The organism is Bradyrhizobium sp. CSA112 (genome assembly GCF_029051645.1).
In the GTDB taxonomy this organism is placed as follows: Bacteria; Pseudomonadota; Alphaproteobacteria; order Rhizobiales; family Xanthobacteraceae; genus Bradyrhizobium.
In genome coordinates this window covers 13,729-38,203 of record NZ_JAACFS010000008.1, presented here as the reverse complement: position 1 = coordinate 38,203, position 24,475 = coordinate 13,729, and the positions used below count along the sequence as shown (strand labels likewise).

The 24,475-nt window shown below is 63.0% G+C and carries 23 protein-coding genes; 14 read left to right on the top strand and 9 right to left on the bottom strand.

Annotated elements, in window-relative coordinates:
• Positions 1 to 41 precede the first annotated feature (41 nt).
• Together GWE18_RS16875 and GWE18_RS16870 are read left to right on the top strand one after the other, a co-directional pair.
• Positions 42 to 785: a glycosyltransferase family 2 protein gene (locus tag GWE18_RS16875; protein ID WP_275186829.1), complete on the top strand. Its 744-nt coding sequence runs from the start codon at positions 42 to 44 to the stop codon at positions 783 to 785.
• The gene (locus tag GWE18_RS16870; protein ID WP_275186828.1) at positions 785 to 1,123 is read left to right on the top strand and encodes a lipid-A-disaccharide synthase N-terminal domain-containing protein; all 339 of its coding nucleotides are present in this window, start codon (positions 785 to 787) and stop codon (positions 1,121 to 1,123) included. The genes GWE18_RS16875 and GWE18_RS16870 overlap by 1 nt, the downstream gene beginning before the upstream one ends.
• On the opposite strand, the gene GWE18_RS16865 is transcribed toward GWE18_RS16870, so the two are convergent.
• Entirely contained in the window at positions 1,124 to 2,812 is a 1,689-nt protein-coding gene (locus GWE18_RS16865) for a Na/Pi cotransporter family protein (RefSeq protein WP_275186827.1), read from the bottom strand.
• Positions 2,813 to 3,095: 283 nt separating this feature from the next.
• Here GWE18_RS16865 and GWE18_RS16860 point away from each other — a divergent pair, with 283 nt between their 5' ends.
• Together GWE18_RS16860 and GWE18_RS16855 are read left to right on the top strand one after the other, a co-directional pair.
• Complete coding sequence (locus GWE18_RS16860) at positions 3,096 to 3,344, top strand: PilZ domain-containing protein (protein ID WP_057850785.1); 249 nt, start codon at positions 3,096 to 3,098, stop codon at positions 3,342 to 3,344.
• A gap of 167 nt (positions 3,345 to 3,511) precedes the next feature.
• Positions 3,512 to 4,339, top strand: a complete 828-nt coding sequence (locus GWE18_RS16855) for a tetratricopeptide repeat protein (protein ID WP_275186826.1) — start codon at positions 3,512 to 3,514, stop codon at positions 4,337 to 4,339.
• 38 nt (positions 4,340 to 4,377) lie between these two features.
• On the opposite strand, the gene GWE18_RS16850 is transcribed toward GWE18_RS16855, so the two are convergent.
• From GWE18_RS16850 to GWE18_RS16830, 5 genes are all read right to left on the bottom strand, one after another.
• Positions 4,378 to 5,661: an AAA family ATPase gene (locus tag GWE18_RS16850; RefSeq protein ID WP_057850786.1), complete on the bottom strand. Its 1,284-nt coding sequence runs from the start codon at positions 5,659 to 5,661 to the stop codon at positions 4,378 to 4,380.
• Positions 5,658 to 6,401: a CpaD family pilus assembly protein gene (locus GWE18_RS16845; protein WP_275186825.1), complete on the bottom strand. Its 744-nt coding sequence runs from the start codon at positions 6,399 to 6,401 to the stop codon at positions 5,658 to 5,660. Before GWE18_RS16845 ends, GWE18_RS16850 begins: the two co-directional genes overlap by 4 nt.
• A 41-nt stretch (positions 6,402 to 6,442) precedes the next feature.
• A complete protein-coding gene (locus GWE18_RS16840) occupies positions 6,443 to 7,903 on the bottom strand; it encodes a type II and III secretion system protein family protein (protein ID WP_275186824.1) in 1,461 nt (486 codons plus the stop codon).
• A 17-nt stretch (positions 7,904 to 7,920) separates the two neighbouring features.
• Positions 7,921 to 8,718, bottom strand: coding sequence for a Flp pilus assembly protein CpaB (cpaB, locus tag GWE18_RS16835; RefSeq protein ID WP_275186823.1), 798 nt, complete (start codon positions 8,716 to 8,718; stop codon positions 7,921 to 7,923).
• 284 nt (positions 8,719 to 9,002) lie between these two features.
• The gene (locus tag GWE18_RS16830) at positions 9,003 to 9,629 is read right to left on the bottom strand and encodes a GntR family transcriptional regulator (protein ID WP_275186822.1); all 627 of its coding nucleotides are present in this window, start codon (positions 9,627 to 9,629) and stop codon (positions 9,003 to 9,005) included.
• Between the two features lie 159 nt (positions 9,630 to 9,788).
• Between GWE18_RS16830 and GWE18_RS16825 the strand changes: the two genes are divergently transcribed.
• From GWE18_RS16825 to GWE18_RS16800, 6 genes are read left to right on the top strand one after another with little or no spacing between them, the layout of a single operon-like run.
• The gene (locus GWE18_RS16825) at positions 9,789 to 10,589 is read left to right on the top strand and encodes an enoyl-CoA hydratase/isomerase family protein (protein WP_275186821.1); all 801 of its coding nucleotides are present in this window, start codon (positions 9,789 to 9,791) and stop codon (positions 10,587 to 10,589) included.
• A 9-nt stretch (positions 10,590 to 10,598) separates the two neighbouring features.
• Positions 10,599 to 11,852: a CoA transferase gene (locus GWE18_RS16820; RefSeq protein ID WP_275186820.1), complete on the top strand. Its 1,254-nt coding sequence runs from the start codon at positions 10,599 to 10,601 to the stop codon at positions 11,850 to 11,852.
• Between the two features lie 53 nt (positions 11,853 to 11,905).
• A complete protein-coding gene (locus GWE18_RS16815) occupies positions 11,906 to 12,898 on the top strand; it encodes a tripartite tricarboxylate transporter substrate-binding protein (RefSeq protein WP_275186819.1) in 993 nt (330 codons plus the stop codon).
• A gap of 11 nt (positions 12,899 to 12,909) precedes the next feature.
• A complete protein-coding gene (locus GWE18_RS16810) occupies positions 12,910 to 13,392 on the top strand; it encodes a tripartite tricarboxylate transporter TctB family protein (protein ID WP_275186818.1) in 483 nt (160 codons plus the stop codon).
• A gap of 11 nt (positions 13,393 to 13,403) precedes the next feature.
• Positions 13,404 to 14,930 (top strand): tripartite tricarboxylate transporter permease, encoded by a 1,527-nt coding sequence (locus tag GWE18_RS16805; protein WP_275186817.1) that lies wholly within the window; start codon positions 13,404 to 13,406, stop codon positions 14,928 to 14,930.
• Complete coding sequence (locus GWE18_RS16800) at positions 14,927 to 15,955, top strand: 4-hydroxythreonine-4-phosphate dehydrogenase PdxA (protein ID WP_275186816.1); 1,029 nt, start codon at positions 14,927 to 14,929, stop codon at positions 15,953 to 15,955. Before GWE18_RS16805 ends, GWE18_RS16800 begins: the two co-directional genes overlap by 4 nt.
• Positions 15,956 to 15,962: 7 nt before the next feature.
• On the opposite strand, the gene metC is transcribed toward GWE18_RS16800, so the two are convergent.
• Positions 15,963 to 17,156 (bottom strand): cystathionine beta-lyase, encoded by a 1,194-nt coding sequence (gene metC / locus GWE18_RS16795; protein WP_275186815.1) that lies wholly within the window; start codon positions 17,154 to 17,156, stop codon positions 15,963 to 15,965.
• 335 nt (positions 17,157 to 17,491) lie between these two features.
• Here metC and GWE18_RS16790 point away from each other — a divergent pair, with 335 nt between their 5' ends.
• From GWE18_RS16790 to GWE18_RS16775, 4 genes are read left to right on the top strand one after another with little or no spacing between them, the layout of a single operon-like run.
• Positions 17,492 to 18,508 (top strand): amino acid ABC transporter substrate-binding protein, encoded by a 1,017-nt coding sequence (locus GWE18_RS16790; RefSeq protein ID WP_275186814.1) that lies wholly within the window; start codon positions 17,492 to 17,494, stop codon positions 18,506 to 18,508.
• Between the two features lie 24 nt (positions 18,509 to 18,532).
• The gene (locus GWE18_RS16785) at positions 18,533 to 19,735 is read left to right on the top strand and encodes an ABC transporter permease subunit (protein WP_275186813.1); all 1,203 of its coding nucleotides are present in this window, start codon (positions 18,533 to 18,535) and stop codon (positions 19,733 to 19,735) included.
• On the top strand, positions 19,735 to 21,252 hold the full coding sequence (locus GWE18_RS16780) for an amino acid ABC transporter permease (RefSeq protein ID WP_275186812.1): 1,518 nt from the start codon (positions 19,735 to 19,737) through the stop codon (positions 21,250 to 21,252). Before GWE18_RS16785 ends, GWE18_RS16780 begins: the two co-directional genes overlap by 1 nt.
• A gap of 10 nt (positions 21,253 to 21,262) precedes the next feature.
• The gene (locus tag GWE18_RS16775; protein WP_275186811.1) at positions 21,263 to 22,006 is read left to right on the top strand and encodes an amino acid ABC transporter ATP-binding protein; all 744 of its coding nucleotides are present in this window, start codon (positions 21,263 to 21,265) and stop codon (positions 22,004 to 22,006) included.
• A 104-nt stretch (positions 22,007 to 22,110) separates the two neighbouring features.
• On the opposite strand, the gene GWE18_RS16770 is transcribed toward GWE18_RS16775, so the two are convergent.
• Together GWE18_RS16770 and GWE18_RS16765 are read right to left on the bottom strand one after the other, a co-directional pair.
• Positions 22,111 to 23,151 carry a cysteine synthase A gene (locus GWE18_RS16770; RefSeq protein ID WP_275186810.1) on the bottom strand — a complete coding sequence of 347 codons (1,041 nt, stop codon included), beginning with the start codon at positions 23,149 to 23,151 and terminating at the stop codon, positions 22,111 to 22,113.
• An 89-nt stretch (positions 23,152 to 23,240) separates the two neighbouring features.
• Positions 23,241 to 24,470 (bottom strand): cyclopropane-fatty-acyl-phospholipid synthase family protein, encoded by a 1,230-nt coding sequence (locus GWE18_RS16765; protein ID WP_275186809.1) that lies wholly within the window; start codon positions 24,468 to 24,470, stop codon positions 23,241 to 23,243.
• Positions 24,471 to 24,475 lie beyond the last annotated feature (5 nt).

The window sequence follows — 24,475 nt, the reverse complement described above, 5'->3', positions numbered from 1 at the left end:
CGGTTCCGGGCCCCTTCCAAGCCAACCAGACGAGTGCCGATTTGACACCTTCCGACAGAGACGCGGTCGCCGTTTCCATCGTTGTGCCGGTGCGCAACGAGGCGGAGAACGTCGCGCCGCTGATTGCGGAAATCGTCGCTGCGCTCGATGGCCGCTGGGCCTACGAGATCATCTACGTCAATGACGGATCGACGGACGCGACCGCCGATCGGCTGACTGCGCTGATGAAACGGCACCATCAGCTTCGGCAGCTCAAGCACGAGGTTTCGTCCGGCCAATCGGCCGCCGTGCGCAGTGGCGTGCGGGCCGCGCGTGGCGCGATCGTGGCGACGCTCGACGGCGACGGTCAAAACAATCCGGTGTTCCTGCCCGACCTGATCGCGGCGGTTGAAAAAGGCGGCGGCCGTGTCGGCCTCGCGGCCGGCCAGCGGGTCGGGCGCAAGGATACCGGCTTCAAGAAATTACAGTCGCGCATTGCCAACGGCGTACGCAACGCCATCCTGCGCGACGGCACCCGCGACACCGGCTGCGGTCTGAAGGCGTTTCCGCGCGAGGTGTTCCTGTCGATGCCTTATTTCGATGGTCTGCATCGGTTCCTGCCGGCGCTGGTGCGTCGCGAAGGTTTCGACATCGCCTATGTCGACGTGATTGATCGCCCGCGCCATTCCGGTGTGTCCAATTACGGCTTCTTTGACCGGCTATGGATCGGGATCATGGATCTTGCGGGCGTGTGGTGGCTGATCCGCCGCAAGAAGCCGACGCCCGTTGCGACCGAGGTTCTCTGATGCTGATTCAATACGGCCAGGCGCTCGGCGATTATCTCTACGACGTCTTCGTCGCCAAGTTCGATTTCTGGCTGGCCTTCGGGCTGATCGCGCAATTGCTGTTCACCGCACGCTTTCTGGTGCAGTGGATCTCGAGCGAACGCGCCGGACAGAGCGTGGTGCCGATGGCGTTCTGGTTCTTCTCGATGGGCGGCGGAATGATGACGCTGATCTATGGCATCGCCAAACGCGAACCCGTGATCATCATCGGCCAGTCGCTGGCCACCATCATCTATATCAGAAACATCATGCTGATCGTGAAGAACCGCGGCACCGCGTCGACGACGCTCGACCGCTGATCATCCGCGGCTGGGCGCCGGTGCGGGCAGGGTGGGCAAATCGCTTTCAGCGCTGCGATGGGCGGCAAGTTCGCCTGCGGCATCCAGCACGGGGTAGGCGACCGAGCAGATGTGCGAGTGAATGCGCCTGAGATCGCGCAATACGTCGAGATGAAGCGACGTGGTCTCGATGGTTTCGGGCCGGCCCTCGCGCAGGCGGTCGAGATGCCGTTCGGTCGCGGCCAGCTCGGCATTGCGAAGCGCGGCCTTTTCGGCCAGCAGCTTTCGCGCTTCATTAAGGTCGCCCGACATGAATACCCCGAACGCGATCCGAAGCGAATCCATGGTGCGCTTGTGAAAGGCGGAAAGCTCTTCGGCGCCCTCGGGAGAGAACTGGAACCGGCGCTTGATCTTCTTGGTGGCCAGTTCGCTCAAATTCTTGTCGATGATGTCGCCGATATGTTCGAGGTTGATGGCAAAGGACACGATCTCCATCGCCCGCTGTCCCTCCCGCTCGTCGAGACTGCCGCGGGTGAGCTTCGTGACATAGAGCTTGATCGCCTCGTCGAGGCTGTCGACGCTGTTGTCCATCCGCGAGACTTCGTCGACCAGCGCGCGATCGTTGGTCATCATCGCCGCCATCACCTTGCGCAGCATGATTTCGACGTGGTCGCCCATATGCAGGGCTTCGCGGGCGGCGTCCGCCAAAGCGAGCGAGGGGGTTTCGAGCGCGCTCTCGTCGAGGTAGCGCGGCCCTGAGGCGTCGGCCTCCTTGACGCGCTCGGGCAACAGCGCCTTCAACAGCCGGGCCATGCCGTCGAGCAGGCCGATGAAGAGAAGTGCGGTCGCAACGTTGAAAGCGATGTGGAACAGGGCGGTTGCCTTGGCTACATCCGGTTGCCACGAAGTCAGCAACTCCGAGATCGGTTGCAGGAACGGCGCCACCACCAGGATGCCGACAAGCCGGTTGACGAGGTTGCCCAGCGGAAGGCGATAGCTGGCGGGATTGTCGCGGCGCGCGCCCTCGACGATCGGATTGATGGCGCTGCCAAGATTGGCGCCAAGCACGAGCGCCAGCGCCGCGTAGGGGGTGATGAAATGCGCATAGGCCAGCGACATCACCAGCAGCACGCTGGCGACGCTGGAATGCACCAGCCAGGTCACGATCGCGGCGAACAGGATGCAGAGCACGGGATCGCCGGTGATGGCGTTCATGAACACGCGCACGCCCGGCGCGTTCTCCGCCGGCGCCAGCGTATTGAGCAGGATATGCAGGGCCAGCAGCATCAAGCCGAGCCCGATGAAGACGCGGCCGATGTCCTTGACGCGCGAGTGGCGGCCGCTGCGGAAGGCGACGAGGCCGACGAGGAACAGCACCGGCGCGACGGCGGCGATGTTGAACGACAGAATCTGCACGATCAGCGTGGTGCCGACATTGGCGCCGAGCATGATGGCGAGGGCGGGGACAAGGCTGACGAGCCCCTCCGACGTAAACGAACTCGTGATCAGTGCGGTGGCGGTGCTGCTCTGGAGCAGGGCGGTGAGACCAAGGCCGGCGCCAAAGGCGGTGAAGCGGTTGCTCAGGGCCTTTGCCAGCAACAGGCGCAGGTCCGGCCCGAACGCGCGCAGGATCCCGCTGTGGACCATATGCAGGCCCCACAGCAGCAGCGCCACGCCGCCCATCAGATCGAGAAGTACCAGACTTCCCATGCGCTTCGGTTTCCGCCAAATCGAGTCCAGCGGTCAGGCTATCGCCTAACGAGGGGGGATCAACCCTTTAATTTGCCGAAAAATGCGACGCGAGGGCTACGCCGCAGGCGCCGCTTACGGCGTCCGAGGACATTGGCTTTTCGGCGAGAGCGCCGGGTTCGGTAAACGGAGTTCGAACATATCAGTTACATTGCGAGCTGTCGCGCTAGGTCAATTCCAACGATTCTTCGGTAAAGCTGATCCACCTTCGAGTGAATCACATCGAGCAGGGTCAGGGACCGACATGTTGGCAGCGAATCGCCGCAGAAGCGAACGACGTGCGTGCAGAAACTTTGCAAAAATACAGTTCGCGACCGGCGGTTTGCCGCGCGACTGCATGATCACTGACATGTCGGATGGTGGTGTGAAGATCATCGCCGAATATCCCGAAATTCCTCCCGAATTTACGGTGATTTTCTCGGAGGGAAGGCCGCGTCAGTGCCGGCTGGCCTGGCGGATCGGTTGCGAGCTCGGCGCGCAGTTCGTCGACTAGGCCGGCTGGCAGCGCTGGATATCGAGCGAGCAGAGCAGAGCGTAGGCAGCGGCCGAGGGCCATGGCCCGCGGAGGTCGCCAATTACCGCAAAAGCGCGCCGGCTTAACCTGAACTTAGGGTTAAGCTGTGAACACTTCCGGACAGTTGCCGCCGTGAGTCCAGGTACATGCTCCAGAAGTCATTCCATCCGCCCCGCGTCGCGCGACTTCTTGCGTGCACATCCACCTTGATCATCGCGTTGGGGCTTGGCGGCTGCCAGACCTCAGGACTGTCAGACATTACCGGCTCGATCGACGAGAAGGCCGACACCGGCCGCGCCAGCGATCCGCGCCGCGACATCGAGCTCTACCAGGAACGCTATCGCGCCAATCCCAGGGATGCCGATGCGGCGCTGAGATACGGCAAGGCGCTCCGCGCGACGGGACAGCGGTCGCAGGCAGTTGCGGTGCTCGAACAGGGCTCCATCGCCCATCCGGGCAACAAGCTGCTGCTCGCCGCCTACGGCCGCGCGCTGGCGGATAACGGCAATTTCCAGCAGGCCTTCGACGTACTCGGCCGCGCCCACAGCCCCGACGATCCCGATTGGCGGCTGCTCTCGGCGCAGGGAGCAACACTGGACCAACTCGGCCGATACGACGAGGCGCGGCAATATTATGCGAGCGCGCTGAAGATCGCGCCCGACCAACCGTTGGTGCTGTCCAATCTCGGACTTTCCTACGTGCTTTCGAAAGATCTTTCCAAGGCCGAGGAGATCCTGCGCCGCGCCCACGGCATTGCGGGGACTGATCCTCGTGTGCGCGCCAATCTGGCGCTGGCAATTGGCCTGCAGGGAAAACTCGCTGAAGCGGAAAAGATCGTAAGAGCCGATCTGCCGCCCGCCGAAGCTTCCGCCAATGTCGCGCAATTGAAGCGGATGCTGTCGCGGAAGGACAAAGAGAACGCGCGGGCCGAGGTCGAGAAGATGCCGATCGCGGCGGCCGGGCGCTCCGAGTAAGCGGCAGCGGCCACACCGCTGCCGCCCTGGTGCTTTGCTCAGGCCCTGCGGGCTGTCACGCCCTGCAGCTTCTTGATGATCGGCGTCAGGAACGAGGTGCGGGACCGCTTCGTCACGGCATGGCCGGTCAACCGCTGCGCCATCTGCAGAAACATTGTGGTGGTGCGATGCTTGGCGGCGATCTGCGCGATCATCTGGCCGTTATTGGCGGCGGTGCCGAACATCTTGGAATCGAACGGAATGGCTGCGATGGGCTGACTCTCGATCGCCTTGGCGAATTCGCGTGTGCTGATCTCCGGACGCTTGTGCATGCCGACCTGGTTGAGGCAATAGAGCGGCGGCCGGTCGTTGGGCCGCGCCGCCTTCAGCACGTTCAGCATGTTCTTGGCGTTGCGCATATTGGCGAGGTCGGGTTCGGCGACGATCAGAATGTCGTCCGCGCCGACCAGAGTGCGCTTGGTCCACGCCGACCATTGATGGGGAACGTCGAGCACGATGCAAGGGGTCGTCATGCGCATCGTATCGAAGATCGCATCGAACGCATCGGCGCCGAAATCATAGACCTGGTCCAATGACGCCGGCGCCGCCAGCAGGTCGAGGCGGTCGGTGCATTTCGCCAGCAGCCGCTCCATGAAGGCGGAGTCCGGCCGTTCTTGCTGGAAGACGGCATTGGCGATGCCTTGAACCGGATCCTGGTTGTAATCGAGGCCAGCGGTGCCGAACGCAAGATCGAGGTCGATCACGACGGAATCGAGCGCGAGATCGCGCGCGATCGCCCAGGCCACGTTGTGTGCGACAGTGGATGCACCGACGCCGCCCTTGGCGCCGACGACGGCGATGATGCGGCCGACGGCCACGGCTTCGGAGGCCGCGTAAAGGCCGCATATTGCGCGCACGACGTCGATCGGTTCGATCGGTCCGGTCACGTAGTCGCTGACGCCGCGTCGCACCAGTTCGCGATAGGGCGTGACGTCGTTGGCGTTACCGATCACGACGACGCGGGTTCCTGCGTCGCACACGGTCGCGAGTTCATCGAGCCCTTCGAGGATATCGGAGCCGGGCTCGGTCTCCAGCAAAATAACGTTGGGCGTCGGCGCCGTGTGGTAGGCCTCGATGGCGGCAGCAATGCCGCCCATGTGAACCGAAAGGTGGGCCTTGCCGAGACGGCGGTCTTCGCTCGCCGCACGCACCGCGGTTGCGATCGCCACGCTGGCGCAAAAGGCCTGTACCGATACGCGCGGCGCCGGCGAGATGTATTCCTCGGGCTGCGCCGGCGTGTCGTCCAGTTGGTCGTCGGAGTTTTGAAAGACGCGGCTGATCATTTGCCTGTATCGCTGAGTTTGGCCTTGTCGGCGTCCGGATAGCTGGTCGCGGTCGAAAGGCCCTTGCGGTATTTGTCAAAGGCGATATCGCGCCGCGGCGTATAGGCGGGGCTCTCGGGACGCGGCTGTTCGAGATCGGCTGGGTTGTCGATCATGGCGGCAAGGTTGCGCTGAGTGGCGCAGCCGAAATTATGATACTGGCGATTTTCGCTGTAGGCGACGTTGTCGATGTTCGGTCCGAGGTCCTGCGGCCACAGACCGCAAGGGCCGGCGACGGCCGCAATCTTCGGATAGCTGAGCCTGATCGTCGGCAGCGTGCGCGGATCTTCCGGCCGGTAGTGATGCATCGTGATGGCGCGCGAGGGCACGCCGCCTGCCATCAGCACCGACCGGATTTCCCGGAACGACGCAGCAGCCGCGCGTGCGTTCGGCGTATCGACCGGGACATCGGCGATAACAGCGCCGGTGCCTTCGCGTACCCAGGTCTGCGCCAGGCCCATGACGTCGCTACGTTGCGACCCGGAAAGGCCGCCGCGGGCATGACCGACGAACACCACGATCGAGCGATTGGCTTCGGTCACCGCGATCGGATGGCGGTGGCGATGGTCGTTGGGAACGCTTGCGGTCGTCACGATTTCCGTGGTTTGCGGCGTGCAGGCGCCAAGCGCTGCCGAAAGGCCGAGCAGGGCGCCAAGTAGCCCCACGGCCTTGACGCGATGGAGCGGAATTTTCGTTGTCATTGTTCTGTCCTCGTCCCCATGCGGTGAACAGTTCTGCGGTATCAATCGATGATGAAGCCGAAATTGCCCTGCATGCCGACGACGGGATCGACGCGGGCGGCGACCCCGTAGATCCGGTTGATGCGACCGAGCAGCGTGGACTGCGAGTCGGATGCCGGCGCAAATCCGTCGTCGGGCCGCGACAACTCCTTCTGCGCGACCGCGCGCACCACATAGGGCGTCACGAGAACCATCAGTTCGGTCTGGTTGTTGATGAAGTCCTGGCTGCGGAACAGCGCGCCCAGAACCGGCAATTGATCGAGTCCCGGCAGGCCGTTGACGGCCTGCTTGGTCTGCTCCTGGATCAGGCCGGCCATCGCTATCGTGCCGCCGGAGGGTATTTCCAGCGTCGTCTCGGCGCGGCGGGTCTTGATCGAGGGAATGGATGTTCCATTTTGGCCGCCCGTGAGCGAGTTTTCGGTCGAGACTTCCGACACTTCTGTCATCACCCGCAGGCTGATCCGCCCCTCGGTCAGCACGACCGGCGTGAAGTTGAGCGAGATGCCGAATTTCTTGAAGGCGACTGTCTGGATGCATTGTGCGATGGTGCCAGGCGTCGGTGTTTGGCATGTCACGCCGGTCGGAATGGGAAATTCGCCGCCTGAGATAAACGTTGCGGATTCGCCTGATATCGCGGTCAGATTAGGTTCGGCGAGCGTCTTCACGACACCGGCCTTTTCCATCGCGCGAAGCACCGCCTGGACCGACGGCATTGTGCCGGCTGCTATGCCAAGGCCATTGCCGGGCACGAGGGCCGCGTTGTTTGCAGTGAATGGATTGGCATTGTTGAAATTCACGGTCGTATTGCCGACATTCAATTGGGCGCTGAGATCGACACCCATCTGCTTGACGATGTCCCGCCGCACTTCCGCGACGGTGACCTTGAGCATCACCTGGTCGCGGCCGCGAACGACGATCGAGTTGACGACCTTCTCGGATCCGCCGACCAGCCGCGCGGCGATCTCGCCGGCCTGTTGGGCTTCGACCGGGCTCGACACCGAGCCGGTTAGCAACACGCTGTCGCCGACGCCCTCGATCTGGATGCCGGGCAGCGACTGGCGCAGCGCGGCGCGCACGCCGTTGAGATCACGCTTCACTGCGATGTCGTAGGAAGCGATCTGCTGGCCATCGCCATCGAAAAACACGACGTTGGTCTGGCCGACTGCACCGCCGATGATATAGGCGCGTTGCGGGGAGCGAATGACGGCATTGGCGATCTTCGGATCGGCGACCAGCACATCCTTCACCTCGCGCGGCAGGTCGACGACCACGGACTTGCCGATGCCGAGCGACAGGAAGCGCATCTTGAACGGGCCGATGGCGGAGGTCGTCACCGGATCCTTTTCAGATTCGGCTGCGACGACAGGCAGCAACGGACTGAGCGTCAGCGCGGCAGCAGCCGACAATAACAGGGTGCGCGCCGCTACGGTTCGCATCGCTGACTGATTTTCCCCAAACTTCATTTCAGGCGTCCTTTCGGTCACTTCTGTGCCGTCGTTTGATTGGCGACCCCGTAGCGAACCACGTTGACGCTCTCGCTTCGTTTTTGAACCTGATCCTCGGACCGGCCTTCTGGCGCGTTGACATCGGTGATACTGCGGAGCGCGAGCGCCAGCGTGCCGGTCTGGCGCGCGCGCGTCAGCGTCTCGACCTGCTCGGGCTTCAGCTCGAGCGTGGCGGTGCGGCCGACGAGGGTGTTGATGCCCTCTTTTTCCTTCGGCGCCTGATCGATCGCGAGCACACGAATATTGGAGAGAATGATCTCCGACTGGACGGCGTCGGCTCCGCTGCGCTCCGGATTCTTCTCGCGCTTGGAAAGGATGACGTCTACGCGGTCGTTGGGCAGGATAAAGCCGCCCGCGCCGGTTTCAGGCGAGATCTCGGTCGAGATCGCCCGCATGCCGCTCGGCAGGATCGCTGCCATGAAGCCGGAGCCGTTGGCCTTGACCAGCTTCTGCTCGCGGATCGGCTCGCCCGCGAAGAACGGGCTGCGGACGATCGAGCCGGCGATTTCGTTGATCGCCTCGGCCTTGCTGGCGCGGTTGATCAGATTGTTGCCGGCGGCCGAGGCCGGCCATGCCTGCCATTGCAGGTCCTCGGGCTTGACCACCTGGCCGAGCCCGATGTCGGACTTGGCGACCAGAACTTCCACCGTCGGCAATTGTGCGACCGGCTCGGCCGCTGGATGCGGTTTTTCTTCCGTGCCACGGGCGAGATAGGCGGCGACACCGCCGGCACTCAAGGCGATGATCAGAACGACGACACGTGCGATATTCATACGCTTTACTACTCTTACGCAGGGACGCCCAACTGCACGGCAATGACAGCCATCCCCGGAGGTATGACTAGGCATCAAAGGTATAAGGGAACTTGAGGCGTGAAGTTTTTGGTCGATCGGACAGCGGGTTTCGCCGTCATGGTGAACGGGTGGTTATCGTTTTGAGAAAACCACTCCGCAAAAACCCGGAGCCGTTCGGTGTGTGTGGGGCGCGTCAGCAGTCGAATTCGCCAATAGAGATGGACGTGCGATTCGGATGCCGATCAGCATCAGGCCCGACGCCGCTATGACGCGCGAGCCTCATCCTGAGGCTCGGTCTCCGCGAAGCCTGCCTGCAAGACCTCATTGCGCTTGTGGCGCAGATGCGCGCGCAGGATATGCGACAACCCCACGCTGTCGCGGCGTTGCAGCGCATTGAGGATGGCTTCGTGCTCCTGCACCGCCAGCGCCCAGCGCCGCGGTGTCATTGGCGTGACGTAGCGCGCGCGGCGAATGCGGGCCGTGACGGAATCATAGAGGCCGGACAGCACCGGGTTGCCGGCCGCGGCGACGATCGCCTCGTGGATATAACGGTTGCAGCGGTAGTACTGCAGAAGGTCGCGATCTCCGTAGTGCCGCGCCATCTCGGCGTGGGCGGCGGCGACATTGGCGATCTCGGCATCCGTGATGCGTTCGCAGGCGAGTTCGCCGGCTAGTGCTTCAAGCCCTTGGCAGACCTCGAACAGGTCGCGCATGTCCTTGTCGGTCAGCCTGGCCGCGCGCGAGCCGCGGTTCGGCAGCAATTGGACCAGGCCTTCGGCGGCGAGCACCTTGAGGGCTTCGCGCAGCGGCGTGCGCGAGATCTGCAGCTTTTCACAGAGGTCGCGCTCGGGAATCCGCGCGCCCGGCGGAATCTCGCCATCGAGCAGCATCGCGCGGACGCGGCCTACGACTTCCTCATGAAGCATTGCCGTCAAAAATCCAGTTTGAATGCAAAAATGGCTATATCATTGGATTTTAGCTAGTTCCAGCTTGATAAATCCGGTTTTTGCATTCAGAATTGGTTAACAACGATTAAGAAGGGCCGTGGGATGGATCAGGACGTAACGGTACGGGAGGGGGACCTCCTGTTTGCCCTCGATGACGGCATCGGCCGGATAACCTTCAACCGGCCGCAGGCGCGCAACGCCTTCACGTTCGAGATGTATGAGCGGCTGGCCGAAATCTGCGAACGCGCCAATCGCGACCACACGATCAAGGTGCTGCTGCTGCGGGGCGCCGGCGACAAGGCGTTTGCCGCGGGCACCGACATCAACCAGTTCCGCGCCTTCAAGACGCCGCAGGATGCGCTCGACTATGAGAACCGCATCGACCGCGTGCTCGGCATTCTCGAAACATGCCGGGTGCCGACCATTGCCGCCATCAACGGCGCCTGCACCGGCGGCGGTGCAGGGATCGCGGCCAGCTGCGATCTGCGCATTGGCACCAGGAGTACGCGGATGGGGTTTCCGATCGCGCGCACGCTCGGCAATTGCCTGTCGATGTCGAATGTCAGCCGCATCACCGCGTTGATCGGTCCGGCGCGCGTCAAGGATCTGATCTTTACCGCACGTCTTGTCGAAGCCGAGGAGGCGGCCTCCGTGGGCCTGCTCACAGAAGTCGTCGATGATCTGGCCGCGCTCGACAAGCGCGCCGATGAGATCGCAAGGCTCGTTGCCGGCAACGCGCCGCTGACGCTGAGCGCGACCAAGCAGGCGGTCGCCCGGTTGCAGAAGCGCCTGACGCGCGAGGAGGGCGAGGACCTCATCCTGATGTGCTACACCAGCCAGGATTTCCGTGAAGGGCTCGACGCGTTTCTCACCAAGCGCACGCCGCAATGGCGCGGTCAATAGGAGCCCTTAATGTCCGTTCAAAACGATAAGGCGCCGCGCTCGGGGCCGCTCGCCGGCCTCAAGGTCATCGATCTCACCCATGTGATGGCGGGGCCGACCTGCACCCTGATGCTTGCCGACATGGGCGCCGACGTCATCAAGATCGAGAAATGGCCGAATGGTGACGACACGCGGCATTCGGTGCCGCCGAAGATCGGTGACGAGGCGGCTTCCTTCCTGATGATGAACCGCAACAAGCGCGGCATCGTGCTCGACTTAAAGACCGCAGGCGGCAAGGAAGTGCTGCGGCGGCTGATCGCCGGCGCCGACGTTCTGGTCGAGAATTTTGCGCCGGGCGCAATGGAGCGGCTCGGCTTCGGCTATGAGGATCTGCACCGGGATTTTCCGGCGCTGATCTATTGCTCGCTGTCCGGCTTCGGCCGCACCGGACCTTACAGGCATCGCCGCGGCTTCGATCTGGTCGCCCAGGCGATGAGCGGCATCATGAGTTTCACAGGCGAACGGCCGGACGGTCCGCCGGTGAAATGCGGTCCGCCGCTGTCCGATATCACGGCCGGACTCTTGGCCAGCATGGGCATCCTTGCCGCCTATTCGCACCGGCTCAAGACCGGCGAAGGGCAATGGGTGGAGACATCGCTCTACGAGGCGGCGCTGGTTCAGACCTATTGGCAGTCGACGATTGCGCTCGCCAGCAATGTGGCGCCGCGCGCCATGGGCTCGGCCCATCCGCTCAACGCGCCGTATCAGGCGTTCGAGGCATCCGACGGCTGGCTCGTGGTAGGCGGCGCCAACAAGAAGCATTGGCTGTTGATGCTGGAAGCGCTTGACGCGCTGGAGCTGGCCTCAGACCTGCGCTTCATCGACGGCTCCGACCGCATGGCGCATTTGAAGGAACTCGAAGCCGAACTGAGCGTCCGCTTCCGGAAACAGACGCGGGCGCATTGGCTGGCGGCGCTGGACGAGAAGGGCGTGCCGTGCGGCCCCATTCACGACATGCTGGAAGCGCTGAGCGATCCGCAGACGCTCGCGCGCGACATGGTGGTCGAGGTCGAGCATTCGACGCTCGGACCGGTGAAGACGATCGGGCTACCGGTCAAATTCTCAGCGACGCCCGGCAAGGTACGTTCGGGCGCGCCCGTCTATGGCGAGCATACGCGCGAGGTGCTGCGCGAACATGGTTTTGATCAGGCGCAGATCGATGCGTTCGAGCGGGAGGGCGCGATCGTCGCCGCCTCGGCCGGCCGCAAGGAGCAGGTCGCCTGACGAGAAGACGAAAATACGAACGACAACAAAAAATGCCTATCCGGAGGAACCCCATGAAGATCACTTCAAAACTCCTGCTGTCCACGACAGCGTTCATGCTGGCGGGCGCGATTCCGGCCGCCGCGGCGTGGCAGCCGCAGAAGCCGATCGAGTTCGTCGCAACCGCGGGGCCGGGCGGCGGCACCGACAATCTCGCGCGCGCCGTCCAGAGCATCGTCACCAAATACAAATTGACTGATCAGCCGATCGTGGTCGTCAACAAGGGCGGCGGCAGCGGGGCGGAAGGCTATGTCTACGGTAGGGCGTCTGCCGGCGATCCCTACAAGGTGATCTTCGGCACTTCGAACGCATGGCAGCAACCGCTCGTCTCCAAGGTTGCCTTCAACTACACCGATCTCACCCCGATCGCCGCGATGGCGCAGGACGAGTTCCTGCTGTGGGTGAAACAGGACGCGCCCTACAAGACGGCGGGCGACTTTCTCAAGGCGGCCGCCGCGACCGAGTTCAAGATGGGTGGCGCGCAGTCCAAGGACACCGACGAGGTCTTGACGCGGATGATCGAGAAGGCGGCGCGCGTCAAATTCACATACATCCCCTTCAAGAGCGGCGCCGAGGCGGCCGTGCAACTGGCCGGCGGCCATATCGATGCGCACGTCAACAATCCCTCCGAGAGCCTTGGGCAGTGGCGCGGAAGTACCCAGCGCCCGCTCTGTGCCTTCAGCCCGAAGCGGTTGCCGCAGGGGCCGAAGGTCACGGCGTCAGAAGGCTGGAGCGACGTGCCGACCTGCGTCGAGCAGGGGCTGGCGATCTCGCAATATGAGCAACCGCGGACGGTGTGGCTGCCTGGCAAGGTCAGCCCGGAGCAGGCGGCGTTCTACGTCGATCTCATGAAGAAGGTGCAGGCGACGCCCGAATGGAAGGAGTACATCGAGAAGACGTCGCAGGTTGACACCTTCCTGACCGGCGCTGCGTTCGTCGATTTCATCAAGCAGGACCTTGAACACGTGAAGCAGGTTGCCGGCGAACAGGGTTGGCTGCTGAAGTAGGGTGGGACGCGATGATATCGCGACGTGCGCTTGAGATAGCCACGGCGGCACTGACCGGAATCTTCGGCGTCGTGGTCGTCGTATCCAGCATCGACAACGGCATCGGCTGGTCGAGCGCCGGCGTCGACGCCGGCACATTCCCTTTCCTGACCGGCGTCATCATCGTGCTCGGCAGCCTTTACAACATGGGACAGGGCGCCATGGGGCGCGGCACCCTTGCAATAGTCAGGATAGCCGTCACGCCGTCCGAATTGCGCCGCCTGGCGGGGTTGTTCGTTCCAGCCGCGATTTTCGTCGCCGTCATTCCACTGGTTGGAATGTATCTCGCCTCAGCGGGCTATGTTTTCGCGGTGCTGGCGCTGCCGAGGCGGCAATCGGTTTTGCGCGCGCTTGTTATCGCCGCGGCAACTCCGCTTGCGCTTTACGTCGTGTTCGAGCGCATGTTCCAGGTGTCGCTGCCGCACGGCGCGCTCGCCGCAGCGTTCGGCTTCTGAAGGGGCGGGCGATGGAAAACCTTCAATCGCTGCTGCACGGTTTCACCATCGCAGTCACCGTTCCGCACCTGACGCTGATGGTGATCGGCGTCCTGCTCGGCATTCTGGTCGGCGTTCTGCCGGGCCTGGGTGCGCCAAACGGGGTATCGCTGTTGCTGCCGCTGACCTTCGGCATGCAGCCGGTGTCGGCGATCATCCTGCTTTCGAGCATGTATTGGGGCGCGCTGTTCGGCGGCTCGGTGACGTCTATCCTGTTCAACATCCCGGGCGAACCTTCGTCGGTCGCCACCACGTTCGACGGCTATCCGATGGCGCGCGACGGCCGGCCGACGACGGCGCTTGCCACCGCCTTCGGCTCGGCGGCGTTCGGCGCGCTTGTCGGCGTGATCCTGATTACGTTTCTGGCGTCCTGGGTGGCGCAGGTGGCGCTCGCCTTCGGACCGCCCGAATACTTCGCGGTCTATTTCCTAGCCTTCGCCAGTTTCGTCGGCATGGGCGGTGCGGCGCCGATCAAGACGGTGGTGGCACTCGCGATCGGCTTTGCCATCGCCGCGATCGGCATCGATACGGTCTCGGGCAGCGTTCGCCTGACCATGGGTATCGACGAACTGGTGAAGGGCGTCAGCTTCGTCGTTGCCGTCATGGGGCTGTTCGGCATCGGCGAGTTGTTGATTGCGGTGGAGGAGGAGTTCCAGGCCCGCGCGGTATCGTCGAAGGTCGATTGGAAGGAAGTCTTCCGGGCGCTGGGCCGTTTGCCGCGCTATGGCATCGCGTTGCTGCGCAGCGCCGCCATCGGCTGCTGGATGGGCATTACGCCGGGCGGTCCGACCGCCGCTTCCTTCATGAGCTATGGCATCGCCAAGCGCTTCTCGCACAATGGCGCGCGTTTCGGCAGCGGTGAGGCCGAGGGCATCATCGCGCCGGAGACCGCCGACCATGCCGCCGGCACCAGCGCATTATTGCCGATGCTCTCGCTCGGCATTCCCGGCTCGGCGACGGCCGCCGTCATGATGGGCGGGCTGATGATCTGGGGATTGAACCCCGGACCGATGCTGTTCGTCGATCAGAAGGATTTCGTCTGGGGGCTGATCGCCTCGATGTATGTCGGCAACATCGTTGCGGTTGCGCTCGTGTTGCTCACCGTTCCGGTGTTTGCCGCCCTGATGCGCATTCCCTTCGCGGTCATCGCACCGCTGATCGTCATCATCTGCGTCGTCGGCGCCTATTCGGTCTCGAACTCCTATCTCGACGTCGTCCTGATGCTCGGCTTCGGCGTCGTCGGCTATCTCTTCAAGAAGCTGCACTATCCCTTGGCGCCGCTGGTGCTTGCGATCGTGATCGGCGACAAGGCCGAGGACGCCTTTCGGCAGGCCATGCTGATGTCGAAGGGATCGCTCGGGATATTCTTTGCGAACCGGCTGGTGACGACCCTCGTCCTGGCCGGGATGGCGTTGTTGCTGCTTCCGCTTGCCTTGCAGATCGTGCGTCTGCTGCGAAAACCGGACGAAGCCGCGCATGAAAAAGTGAGGATCATATGAACGTGCAGAACCCCGGCAAGCCGGTGATTGCGCTGGCGATGGGAGACCCCGCCGGCATCAGCCCGGAGCTGACCGCGAAGCTCTCCTGCCTCGACGAAATCCGCTCCCGCGCACGCCTGATCGTGATCGGAGACCGCCGCGTTTTTGACGAAGGCGCGCGGATAGCCGGCGTCAAGGCCGACCTGCCAAATGTGACGCCGTCCGCGGACCCTCGAACAATCGGCGATGATGCCGCCTTTATAGATGTCGGCCATCTTGATCCCGCCAAGATCGAACGTGGTGTCGCCAGCCAGACCGGCGGCGCATTCGCGCTGGAGAATTACCGTCGCGCGCTCACGCTGGCGCGCGACGGGCAGGCAGATGCGGTCTGCTTCACGCCGTTCAACAAGAAGGCAATGCGGCTCGCGCGCGCCGAGTACGACGACGAGATCGCATTCTCCACCGAGATCGCCGGCCTGAAAACGCCGGCCAGCGAATTCAACGTGCTCGACAGGCTCTGGAATGCGCGCGTCACTTCGCATATCGCGCTCAAGGACGTCGCCTCGCGTCTTTCCGTCGAACGTATTCATCGTGCGCTGAAACTGACCGATGCCTGCATGCGGCGGGCTGGCTTTGCCACGCCCCGTATCGCGGTGGCCGGCCTCAATCCGCATGCCGGCGACGGTGGCAATTTCGGCCGCGAGGAGATCGATGTGATCGAACCCGCGGTGATGGCCGGCCGGGCCGAGGGAATAGCGGCGGAAGGGCCGTTTCCGGCCGACACCGTTTTCCTGCGCGCCAAGAACGGTGCCTTTGATGCGGTGCTGACGATGTATCACGACCAGGGCCAGATCGCGATGAAGCTGATGGGCTTCGATCGCGGGGTGACAATCCTGGGAGGTTTCCCGTTTCCGATCTGCACGCCGGCGCATGGCACGGCCTATGACATCGCAGGCCAGGGCATCGCCTCGGTTGGCGCCAGCCGCGCGGCCTTGTTGCTCGCGGCCGAGATGGCGGGCGCGCGGAAACCGGCTCCGCTTCCTTGAAAACGCGCTAAGTGGCGGCCTTCAACGCCGCAAAGCCGCGCTCGAGATCAGCCTTGAGGTCGTCGACATTCTCCAGGCCGATGTGGAGCCGCAGCGTCGGCCCGCCGGGGGACCATTTGGTTGCGGTGCGGTAGGGATCGCAGTCGAACGGGATGATTAGGCTTTCGAAGCCGCCCCACGAAAAGCCCATGCCGAACAGCTTCACAGTATCGAGCAGGGCATCGACCGCCTTCTGCGGCACCGGCTTCAACACAATGCTGAACAGGCCGGAGGCGCCCGTAAAGTCGCGCTTCCAGATCGCGTGGCCGGGATGGCTTTCGAGCCCGGGATGCAGGACCTGCAGGACCTCGGGGCGGGCGGCGAGCCAGCGCGCCATTTCGAGGCCCGAGCGGTAATGCTGCGCGAGCCGCACCGCCAGCGTGCGGGTGCCGCGCAGCGCCAGGAAGACGTCGTCGGGACCGGCGCAAACGCCGAGCAGGCGAATGCCTTCGGCAATCAGCGGCCAGGTTTTTGCGTTCGCCGAAATCGTGCCGAACATGATGTCGGAATGGCCGCCGATATATTTGGTGGCAGCCTGCATGCTGATGTCGACGCCCTGGTCGAGCGAGCGGTGAAACAAGGGCGTGGCCCAGGTGTTGTCGTCGATGACGAGGGCGCCCTTGGCATGCGCGACTTCGGCGATGGCGGGGATGTCGCTCATTTCAAACGACTGCGAGCCGGGCGCTTCCACCAGCACTGCCTTGGTGTTGGGCTTGAACAGCTTTTCGATTCCAGCGCCGATCAGCGGATCGAAATAGCCGACCTCGACGCCGTAACGGGTCAGCATGCCGTTGCAGAAGTTGCGTGAGGGCCGGTAGACGTTGTCGGTCACCAGCACATGATCGCCGGCGCCAAGCACCGAAAGCAGGGTGGTGGTGATCGCGGCCAGCCCCGATGGCGCAAGCCCGACGCCGGCGCATTGCGGGCCTTCCAGCGACATCAGCACATCCTGCAGCGCGCGCGTGGTTGGAGAGCCGTGACGCCCGTAGGAGAATTCGGCGCGGTGGGCGTGCAGGTCCTCGGCGGTCGGATACAGCACGGTCGAACCGTGAAACACGGCCGGATTGACGAATCCCCGCTGGCCCTTGGTATCGCGGCCGCCGGTGACCAGCCTGGTTTCGGGTTCTTGCGGATTAGACCGTCCGTCGTTCGAAAAGCTCATGCGTTTGCATTATCCAAGACGTTATGCCGCAGCCACAACTTGATCGCGAAAACACCGCCGGCGGCGGGCCAGGACCGGCTAAGTTAATAACAAGACACAGAAGACGGCAGTCAACCCCTTGACCCGGCACGCCAGTCGTTCTGAGATGCATGTCAACTAACAGTCGCTGCAAGTTGAGGGGCCTGCCGCGATATCAGATCCACAGCCTGACCGGGATGGCACGTGAAATGCACGGTCAGGATGACGCTTTCAGCGAGGGATCAGCCGGTTGGCCCCACAACGTCAGGCGTTGCCTAAAAAACGATCTCCGGACGACCCTTGAAAGGCCTAATCCCATGAAACGCGTATCTTTGGTTGTTACCCTCGCCCTTGCCGCCGGTCTCTCGGCCCAGGCCGCCTCGGCGCAAACCCTCAAGACGGTCAAGGACCGCGGCATGCTGTCCTGCGGGGTCAGCCAGGGTTTGCCGGGCTTCTCGACGCCGGACGACAAGGGTAACTGGACCGGGCTCGACGTCGACATCTGCCGGGCGATCGCAGCGGCCATCTTCAACGACGCGACCAAGATCAAGTTCGTGCCGCTCTCGGCCAAGGACCGCTTCACTGCGCTGCAGTCGGGTGAGATCGACGTGCTGTCGCGCAACACCACCTGGACACTGTCGCGCGACACCTCGCTCGGCGCCAACTTTACCGGCGTCACCTATTATGACGGCCAGGGCTTTCTGGTGAAGAAGTCGCTGAAGGTGAACTCAGCGCTGGAGCTCAACAGTGCGTCAGTCTGCGTCCAGACCGGCACCACCACCGAGCAGAACCTCGCCGATTACTTCAAGGGCAACAACATGAAGTACGAGGTGATCGCGTTCGCGACCGCCGACGAAACCATCAAGGCCTATGAATCCGGCCGCTGCGACGTCTTCACCTCCGACGTCTCCCAGCTCTACGCCGAGCGCCTGAAGGTCGCCACGCCGGCCGATCACGTCGTGCTGCCTGAGGTGATTTCGAAGGAGCCGCTCGGACCGATGGTCCGCCATGGTGACGATCAGTGGTTCGACATCGTGAAATGGACGCTGTACGCGATGGTCGGCGCTGAAGAGCTTGGCATGACCCAGAAGAACATCGACGAGATGGTCAAGTCCGACAAACCCGAGGTCAAGCGCGCGGTCGGCACCGACGGCAATCTGGGTGAGCAACTCGGCCTGACCAAGGATTGGATGGTTCGGGTCGTGAAGGCGGTAGGCAACTACGGCGAGTCCTTCGAACGCAACGTCGGCTCCGGCTCCAAGCTCGGCATCGCCCGCGGCCTCAACAATCTATGGAGCAAAGGCGGTATCCAGTACGCACCGCCGATCCGCTAAGCGCCAGCGAGAGGGGCTGCGGCGATGGCCATCGAACCCCGAAAACCACCGTCGCAGCTACTTCCCAAGCTGCAGCGCGCGCTCGGCGGCCGGGCGGGCTGGAGCGGCTTCGTGCTCCAACTACTCTTCGTCGCCGCGCTCGCCTGGATCTCATACGAGATCGTCGCCAATGCCCGCGCCAACCTGCAGGCGCAGCGGATTACTGCGGGCTTCGGCTTTCTTGCCAACAACGCGGGCTTTGACGTCAGCCAGAGCCTGATCCCGTATTCCGGATCCGATCCCTACACGCGCGTCTTTGTGGTTGGCCTGCTCAATACGTTGCTGGTCTCGGTGATCGGCATCTTCTTCGCTACCCTGATCGGATTCCTCGTCGCACTGGGCCGGTTGTCGCCGAACTGGCTGCTGTCGCGGATATCGGGCGGCTATGTCGAACTGATCCGCAACCTGCCGCTGCTGTTCCAGATCCTGTTCTGGTATCTGGCCGTGCTCGCCGCATTACCCAATCCGCGACAGAGCATCTCCGTCTTCGACAGTTTCTTTCTCAGTAATCGCGGTCTGGTGATTCCGAAGCCGATCGGCACGCCCGGTTTCGAGCCGTTCGTCGCTGCAGTGCTGCTGGGGATCGTTGTCGCGATTGCGCTGGGGCGTTACGCGCGCCGGCAACTGTTCGACAGCGGCAAGGTGATCAAGGTCTGGCCCTATGCGCTAGGCCTGGTGGTTGGCCTGCCGCTACTCAGCGCGCTGATCTTCGGCCTACCCGTCACGTTTGAAGTGCCCGTCCTCAGGGGCTTCAACTTCGCCGGCGGCTCACGCGTGATTCCGGAATTCGTCGCGCTGACGCTGGCGCTATCGACCTACACGGCGGCCTTCATCGCCGAGATCGTGCGAGCCGGTATTCTTTCCGTGCACAGGGGGCAGATGGAAGCCGGTTCCTCGCTGGGATTGCAGCGCGGTTCGGTGCTGCGGCTGATCGTGATCCCGCAGGCGATGCGCGTGATCCTGCCGCCGCTTACCAACCAGTATCTCAACCTGACCAAGAACTCCTCGCTGGCGGTGGCGATCGGCTATCCCGACCTGGTTTCGGTGTTCGCCGGAACCACGCTGAGCCAGACCGGGCAGGCGATTGAAATCATCGGCATCACGATGGGCGTCTATCTCCTGATCTCGCTGGTCACCAGCGCGATCATGAGTTTCTACGGGTGGCGTATCAGCCGGAGTATGGGGTGATGAGCGAGACCACGCCATCCATGTTCGTCCGCCAGGAGCTCGTCGGCGAGCGTCCCGCACCGATAAAGACCACCGGCCTTGTCGGCTTCCTGCGCACGCGCCTGTTCAATTCGCCGACCAACATCCTGATCACGATCGTTAGCGTGCTGCTGCTGTGGTTCACCGTGGTGCCGGCGCTGAAATTCGTGCTGGTTGATGCGGTCTGGACCGGCCAGGACCGCACCGCCTGCTTACCCAAAGGCCCCGGCGATGTGGTCGGCGCCTGCTGGCCTTTCATCCAGGCCAAGTTTTCGCAGTTCATCTACGGATTCTATCCGGAGCCGGAGCGCTGGCGGGTCGATTTGACCTTCATTCTTGCTGCCATCCTGCTGGTGCCGCTGTTGATTCCGCGGTTGCCGGGCAAGGGGCCCAACGCCATCTTGTTCTTCCTGGCATTTCCCGTCGTCGCCTTCTTCCTGCTGCTCGGCGGCGGGTTGGGCGGCTTCGGCGTGAGCTGGACCGCAGGGCTGCTGTCGGGCCTGACGAGTGGAATCAAAAATGCCGGTGTCGCCGGCATCAATGCGGGTCATCCGATTTTTGGACCGTTTCTATCTCTGCTGGGATGGCTTGGGTTCTCATTGGGTGTGGTTCTTTCATATCTCATATGGCCGCTGACCTCGTTGCGTGACCAGATCCAGGCCACGGGCAGTCCGGTCTGGACTGACCTCATGGCGACCGCCGTGATCGTGTCGGCTCTGCTGTTCTGGCTGGGCGGCGGTATCCGTTCCGGCTGGCGTCCGCTGATCACCAGCCTTGCGGTCTTTGCCGGCATCGGCATCGTGATCGCGGTGATGGGGCTCGACCGTGGCGGATTCCCTGTCGTGGATACGCGGCTATGGGGCGGCCTTCTCGTGACCCTGGTCGTGTCAGTCACAGGCATCGTGGCCTCGATGCCGGTCGGCATTGCGCTCGCGCTCGGGCGGCGCTCGACCATTCCGCTGATCCGGATTTTCTCGATCGCGTTCATCGAGTTCTGGCGCGGCGTTCCGCTGATTACCGTGCTGTTCTTCGCAACCTATATGCTGCCGCTGTTCGTGCCGGCCGGCTTCACCATTGACGGGCTGATGCGTGCCCTGATCGGCATCGCGCTGTTCGCGGGCGCCTACCAGGCCGAAGTGATCCGCGGCGGCCTGCAGGCGATCCCGCGCGGGCAGGGCGAGGCGGCGAGTGCGCTAGGCCTGTCCTGGGGCAAGACTACGGCGCTGATCGTGATGCCGCAGGCGCTGCGTCACGTCATTCCGGGTCTCGTCAACAGCTTCATCGCGCTGTTCAAGGACACCTCGCTGGTCTCGATCGTCGCGCTGTTCGATCTCCTGGGGCAGCTCAGAGCTTCCTTCAGCGATCCGGTCTGGTCAACGCCGACGACGCTGTTCACCGGCTTTGCCTTTACCGGGCTGATCTATTTCGTCTTCTGCTTTGGAATGTCGCGTTACTCCCTGTTCGTCGAGAACAGGCTCAACGCCCATCGTCGCAACTGAGTACATGACCATGACCACAAATTCGATCGTTGGCATCAACACTCTCAACAAGTGGTACGGGGACTTTCACGTGCTGCGCGACATCAATCTCGACGTCGCCAAGGGCGAGCGCATCGTGATCTGCGGTCCCTCAGGTTCGGGCAAGTCGACGCTGATCCGCTGCATCAACGCGCTGGAGGAATTCCAGGAAGGCAACATCGTCGTCGACGGCATCGAATTGGGGCCCAACCTGCGTCGGGTGGACGAGGTCCGCCGCGAGGTCGGCATGGTGTTCCAGAGCTTTAACCTGTTTCCGCATCTCACCGTGCTGGAGAACTGCACGCTGGCGCCGATCTGGGTGCGCAACATCCCGAAGAAGGATGCCGAGGCGATGGCGATGAAATTTTTGGAGCGGGTCAAGATTCCGCATCAGGCCAGCAAATATCCGGGCCAGATGTCAGGCGGACAGCAGCAACGTGTGGCGATCGCCCGCGCGCTGACCATGAATCCGAAGGTCATGCTGTTCGACGAGCCGACGTCGGCGCTCGATCCCGAAATGGTCAAGGAAGTGCTCGACACCATGGTCGATCTTGCCAAGGAAGGCATGACCATGCTGGTCGTCACCCACGAAATGGGATTTGCGCGCGAAGTCGCCAACCGCGTCGTCTTCATGGATGCGGGGCAGGTGATCGAGTCAAACACACCGCAGGAATTCTTCGCCAATCCGCAGCACGCGCGGACCAAGCTGTTCCTGAGCCAGATCTTGCGGCATTGATGAAGCCGTAGGGTGGGCAAAGCGAAGCGTGCCCACCAACACGATCGCCGTTGAGAGATGGTGGGCACGGCGCAAGAGCGCCTTTTGCCCACCCTACGCAGCCCTCACACCTTCACGAACGGTACGTCGATCTCAGTGCGCTTCTCCAGCCATGCCGGCACCGGCAGGTTCTTCGAGCGCATGAACTCCGGATTGAACAGTTTCGACTGATAGCGGTTGCCGGAGTCGGCGAGGATGGTGACGATGGTCTTGCCGGGGCCGAGTTGTTTGGCGAGGCGGATCGCGCCGGCAACGTTGATGCCGGTCGAGCCGCCGAGGCACAGGCCCTCGTGTTCGAGCAGTTCGTAGATCACCGTTACGGCTTCCTCGTCCGAAATCAGGAAAGCGTCGTCGACCTTTGCCGTCTCGATGATGGGCGTGACGCGGCCGAGCCCGATGCCCTCGGTGATCGAGTCACCCGGCGTCGATTTGGCGGTGCCGTTCTTGAACAGCTCGTACATCGCGAAGCCATGCGGATCGGCGCAGGCGATCGTGATGCCCTTGTTCTTCTCTTTCAGATATCGGCTGGCGCCTGCGAGCGTGCCGCCAGTGCCGACCGAGCAGATAAAGCCGTCGACCTTGCCGCCCGTTTGTTCCCAGATCTCCGGTCCTGTGGATTCGTAGTGCGCCTTGGCGTTGTCGAGGTTGTTCCACTGGTCGGCGAACAGCACGCCGTTCGGTTCCGTCTTGCGAAGCTGGTCCGCGAGCCGCCGGCCGACGTGCTGGTAGTTGTTCTTGTTGGAATAGGGCAGCTGCGGCACCTCGATGAGCTCGGCGCCGCACAGCCGCAGCATGTCCTTCTTTTCCCGGCTCTGCGTTTCCGGGATCAGGATCAAGGTCCGGTAACCGCGCGCGCTGGCGACGACGGCAAGACCGATGCCGGTGTTGCCGGCGGTCGATTCCACGACGAGGCCGCCCGGCTTGAGATCGCCGCGCTTCTCGGCTTCAAGGATCATCCACTTGCCCGCGCGATCCTTCACCGACTGGCCGGGATTCATGAACTCGGCCTTGCCGAGAATGGTGCAGCCGGTCAGCTCAGATGCCTGCTTCAGCTTGATGAGGGGCGTGTTGCCGATCGCTTCGATGACGTCTTTGTTGAAGGCCATGTTTTGAAATTGCCGGTTTGCTTGCCCAATCGTTAGGCGACCCTAAAGGACCGCCGCTAGCCGCACAAGCCAGCGTTCGGGCAGGCCGGTCAGCCTGATTTTGCAAACACCACCTGACGCACGTCGATATTTCCGGACAGGAACCCCGCCTCGCAGTACGCGAGGTAATATTCCCACAGCCGCCGGAAGCGGTCGTCGAAGCCGGATGGCGTCAGGTTGGGCCAGGCCGCCCGGAAATTGCTTCGCCAGATCGCGAGCGTCTTGGCATAATCTTGCCCGAAAATGCGTTCGCGGATGACGGGAACGCCGAAGCGCTCGCCGAGCGTTTTCAGGATCTGCGGCGAGGGAAGCATGCCGCCCGGAAAAACGTAGCGCTGGATGAAATCAACGTCGCGGCGATAGGTCTGGAACAGGCTGTCCTGGATGGTGATGGCCTGGATACCGGCGAGCCCGCCGGGCAGCAGGCGGTCGCGCAACTGTGAAAAATATTTCGGCCAGAACTGCTCGCCAACGGCCTCGATCATCTCGATCGAGGCGATCCGGTCATAGCGGTCGCGCTCGTCGCGATAATCCTGCAGCTTGATCTCGACCCGGTCGCTGAGCCCGGCATTGTGAATGCGCGCCTGCGCGAAATCGCGCTGCTCCTTGCTGATGGTGAGCCCGACGACCTTGACGCCGAACGTCTTGGCGACGTATTCGGCAAAGCCGCCCCATCCGCAGCCAATCTCCAAAAGCTTCTGGCCCGGCCGCAGATCGATGGCCTCGGCCAGCCGGCGATATTTGTTGTGCTGGGCTGCGGTCAGGTCCGGCGTGTCGTCCTCGAACAGGGCCGACGAGTAGGTCATGCTGGGATCGAGCCACGCCGAGTAGAAAGCGTTGCCGATGTCGTAATGCGCATAGATGTTGCGGCGGGCCTGGCGCCTGGTATTGCGGTTGAGCCAGTGCCTGACGATCTGGAATGTGCGCGTCAGCGGGTTGCCGATCAGCATCGTCTGCATCCAGTCCTGATTGACGCAGAACAGATAGAGGAATTGCGTCAGGTCGGGCGTGTCCCATTCGCCGCGCAAATAGGCTTCCGCGATACCGATGTCGCCGCCGCGCATGAGCCGCGAGGCAAAGCCGTAATCGTAGATCTTCATCGCCGCGGCCGGGCCGGGCCCGTTCCCGCCCAACCGGACTACGCGGCCGTCGGCCAGCGTCACGTCGAGCGTGCCACGCTGCAGCTTTGAACCAAAGCCCAGCGCCAGCCGGACCAGGCGGGGCAATTCCGGAAACGTCACGTCTACGGTTTCCGATGTGACCGAAATCAACTCGGGCATAGGCG

Coding starts and splice junctions, on each gene's coding strand:
- GWE18_RS16870 (WP_275186828.1), top strand. CDS start 785: ATGCTGATTCAATACGGCCAGGCGCTCGGCGATTATCTCTACGACGTC.
- GWE18_RS16865 (WP_275186827.1), bottom strand. CDS start 2,812: ATGGGAAGTCTGGTACTTCTCGATCTGATGGGCGGCGTGGCGCTGCTG.
- GWE18_RS16860 (WP_057850785.1), top strand. CDS start 3,096: ATGTTGGCAGCGAATCGCCGCAGAAGCGAACGACGTGCGTGCAGAAAC.
- GWE18_RS16855 (WP_275186826.1), top strand. CDS start 3,512: ATGCTCCAGAAGTCATTCCATCCGCCCCGCGTCGCGCGACTTCTTGCG.
- GWE18_RS16850 (WP_057850786.1), bottom strand. CDS start 5,661: ATGATCAGCCGCGTCTTTCAAAACTCCGACGACCAACTGGACGACACG.
- GWE18_RS16845 (WP_275186825.1), bottom strand. CDS start 6,401: ATGACAACGAAAATTCCGCTCCATCGCGTCAAGGCCGTGGGGCTACTT.
- GWE18_RS16840 (WP_275186824.1), bottom strand. CDS start 7,903: ATGAAGTTTGGGGAAAATCAGTCAGCGATGCGAACCGTAGCGGCGCGC.
- cpaB (WP_275186823.1), bottom strand. CDS start 8,718: ATGAATATCGCACGTGTCGTCGTTCTGATCATCGCCTTGAGTGCCGGC.
- GWE18_RS16830 (WP_275186822.1), bottom strand. CDS start 9,629: ATGCTGCTCGATGGCGAGATTCCGCCGGGCGCGCGGATTCCCGAGCGC.
- GWE18_RS16825 (WP_275186821.1), top strand. CDS start 9,789: ATGGATCAGGACGTAACGGTACGGGAGGGGGACCTCCTGTTTGCCCTC.
- GWE18_RS16820 (WP_275186820.1), top strand. CDS start 10,599: ATGTCCGTTCAAAACGATAAGGCGCCGCGCTCGGGGCCGCTCGCCGGC.
- GWE18_RS16815 (WP_275186819.1), top strand. CDS start 11,906: ATGAAGATCACTTCAAAACTCCTGCTGTCCACGACAGCGTTCATGCTG.
- GWE18_RS16810 (WP_275186818.1), top strand. CDS start 12,910: ATGATATCGCGACGTGCGCTTGAGATAGCCACGGCGGCACTGACCGGA.
- GWE18_RS16805 (WP_275186817.1), top strand. CDS start 13,404: ATGGAAAACCTTCAATCGCTGCTGCACGGTTTCACCATCGCAGTCACC.
- GWE18_RS16800 (WP_275186816.1), top strand. CDS start 14,927: ATGAACGTGCAGAACCCCGGCAAGCCGGTGATTGCGCTGGCGATGGGA.
- metC (WP_275186815.1), bottom strand. CDS start 17,156: ATGAGCTTTTCGAACGACGGACGGTCTAATCCGCAAGAACCCGAAACC.
- GWE18_RS16790 (WP_275186814.1), top strand. CDS start 17,492: ATGAAACGCGTATCTTTGGTTGTTACCCTCGCCCTTGCCGCCGGTCTC.
- GWE18_RS16785 (WP_275186813.1), top strand. CDS start 18,533: ATGGCCATCGAACCCCGAAAACCACCGTCGCAGCTACTTCCCAAGCTG.
- GWE18_RS16780 (WP_275186812.1), top strand. CDS start 19,735: ATGAGCGAGACCACGCCATCCATGTTCGTCCGCCAGGAGCTCGTCGGC.
- GWE18_RS16775 (WP_275186811.1), top strand. CDS start 21,263: ATGACCACAAATTCGATCGTTGGCATCAACACTCTCAACAAGTGGTAC.
- GWE18_RS16770 (WP_275186810.1), bottom strand. CDS start 23,151: ATGGCCTTCAACAAAGACGTCATCGAAGCGATCGGCAACACGCCCCTC.
- GWE18_RS16765 (WP_275186809.1), bottom strand. CDS start 24,470: ATGCCCGAGTTGATTTCGGTCACATCGGAAACCGTAGACGTGACGTTT.